Below are 2,500 nucleotides of genomic sequence, written 5' to 3' on the forward strand. Positions count from 1 at the left end.
GACCTTCAGGTTATGCGGCTGACGAGGTGAAGACGTTAAGCAATTGATCCGGGGGATCAATTGTAGTCTGAACGGGCGTTTTGAGATTTTCTGACGCTGGTTGCGGGAGCAGGATTTGAACCTGCGACCTTCAGGTTATGAGCCTGACGAGCTACCGGGCTGCTCCATCCCGCGTCAGAGTCAGATTTGTTTTCATCGTTTAGAGAGATATGTGGGCTTTTTCTAGGTTTGGCGGTGACCTACTCTCCCGGGGCTTAAGCCCAAGTACCATTGGCGCGGCAGTGCTTAACTTCCGGGTTCGGGATGGGACCGGGTGTTTCACTTGCGCTATGACCACCAAACCGAGGAAAAGCCCACGTCGCTCTTTTTGCTTTGCAAAAAGGCGACGCGCGGGAGGCAGCGTCTTTTGTTTACAAAAGGCGCGTTCCCGCACGGTTATATAATCAACCAACATCGCGGCTTGGCGCTGCGACGCTGTCCTTGGTCAAGGTGTGTATGCTTCTGGTTTGATTTCATCTTTCCATTACTGGATCAAATCAAGCCTATCGGGCGATTAGTACCGGTCAACTGAACGCATTACTGCGCTTACATCTCCGGCCTATTGACGTGGTGGTCTTCCACGGCCCTCAGGGAGACCTTGTTTTGAGGGGGGCTTCCCGCTTAGATGCCTTCAGCGGTTATCCTGTCCGATCATAGCTACCCAGCACTGCCGTTGGCACGACAACTGGTCCACCAGTGGATCGTTCACCCCGGTCCTCTCGTACTAGGGGCAACTCCTCTCAAGTCTCCTACACCCACGGCAGATAGGGACCGAACTGTCTCACGACGTTCTAAACCCAGCTCACGTACCTCTTTAAACGGCGAACAGCCGTACCCTTGGGACCTGCTCCAGCCCCAGGATGAGATGAGCCGACATCGAGGTGCCAAACACTGCCGTCGATATGGACTCTTGGGCAGTATCAGCCTGTTATCCCCGGCGTACCTTTTATCCGTTGAGCGATGGCCCTTCCACTCGGGACCACCGGATCACTATGGCCGTCTTTCGACTCTGCTCGACTTGTCAGTCTTGCAGTCAGGCTGGCTTCTGCCATTGCACTCAACGAGCGATTTCCGACCGCTCTGAGCCAACCTTCGCGCGCCTCCGTTACGCTTTAGGAGGCGACCGCCCCAGTCAAACTACCCGCCACGCAGGGTCCCGGATCCGGATAACGGACCGCGGTTAGACATCAAGAGTGCGAAGGGTGGTATCTCAAGGGAGGCTCCACAGGTACTTGCGTTCCTGCTTCAAAGCCTACCACCTATCCTGCACATCACAATCCTGATGCCAGTGCGAAGCTGTAGTAAAGGTGCACGGGGTCTTTCCGTCTAACCGCGGGAAGCCTGCATCTTGACAGGCAATTCAATTTCGCTGAGTCGATGTTGGAGACAGCGGGGAAGTCGTTACGCCATTCGTGCAGGTCGGAACTTACCCGACAAGGAATTTCGCTACCTTAGGACCGTTATAGTTACGGCCGCCGTTTACCTGGGCTTCAATTCAAGGCTCTCACCTCTCCTTTTAACCTTCAGGCACCGGGCAGGCGTCAGACCCTATACGTCGTCTTGCGACTTCGCAGAGCCCTGTGTTTTTAATAAACAGTCGCCACCCCCTGGTTTGTGCCCCCAGCCCCTAGTTGCCTAGGAACCGGGCCTCCTTCTCGCGAACTTACGGAGGTATTTTGCCGAGTTCCTTCAACATCGTTCTCTCAAGCGCCTTGGTATGCTCTACCAGTCCACCTGTGTCGGTTTAGGGTACGGTCTGATGGAGGGCTATTTCCAGGAACCACTCAGCAGCCCAATCAATCCGATAAGATTGAACTACACCTGTGATCCGTCACATCCTCCTGGCCTAGGAATATTAACCTAGTTCCCATCGCCTACGCCTTTCGGCCTCGGCTTAGGGGCCGGCTTACCCTGCTCAGATTAGCTTTAAGCAGGAACCCTTGGACTTTCGGCGAGAGTGTCTCTCACACTCTTTGTCGCTACTCATGTCATCATTCTCACTAGTGATCTCTCCACGGGATCGCTCACGCGCCCGCTTCATCGAAAGCCTCTCTCCTCCAATCTGCCCGAAGGCATGAAGGAGGAATGAGACTATGTCACACTACGCTCTGCTACCGATGCTTACGCATCCCTAGACTTCGGCTCATGGCTTGAGCCCCGTTACATCTTCGCCGCAGGACAACTTATTTAGACCAGTGAGCTGTTACGCTATCTTTAAAGGATGGCTGCTTCTAAGCCAACCTCCTGGTTGTTTTGGTCGTCCCACCTGCTTTCCCACTTAGCCATGAATTGGGGGCCTTAGTCGTAGGTCAGGGTTGTTTCCCTCTCCACTACGGACGTTAGCATCCGCAGTGTGTCTGCCATCTAGTACTCCCGGGTATTCGGAGTTTGGTTAGGATCAGTAAGCCTGTGGGGCCCCATTACCCATCCAGTGCTCTACCCCCCGGGGTATTCGGATGAC

1 tRNA gene and 2 rRNA genes (1 of these 3 cut by a window edge) are annotated in these 2,500 nt (G+C 54.4%); all 3 read right to left on the minus strand.

From position 1 onward, the window contains the following. Nucleotides 1-97: 97 nt before the first annotated feature. Nucleotides 98-174 (minus strand) — tRNA-Met (locus tag AC2FNR_RS04630). Between the two features lie 52 nt (nucleotides 175-226). After that, nucleotides 227-341: ribosomal RNA gene (gene rrf, locus AC2FNR_RS04635) — 5S ribosomal RNA — on the minus strand. Nucleotides 342-532: 191 nt separating this feature from the next. Beyond that, nucleotides 533-2,500 (minus strand): 23S ribosomal RNA (locus AC2FNR_RS04640); it runs 859 nt beyond the window's last position.

The organism is Ruegeria sp. SATB045, assembly GCF_059613525.1.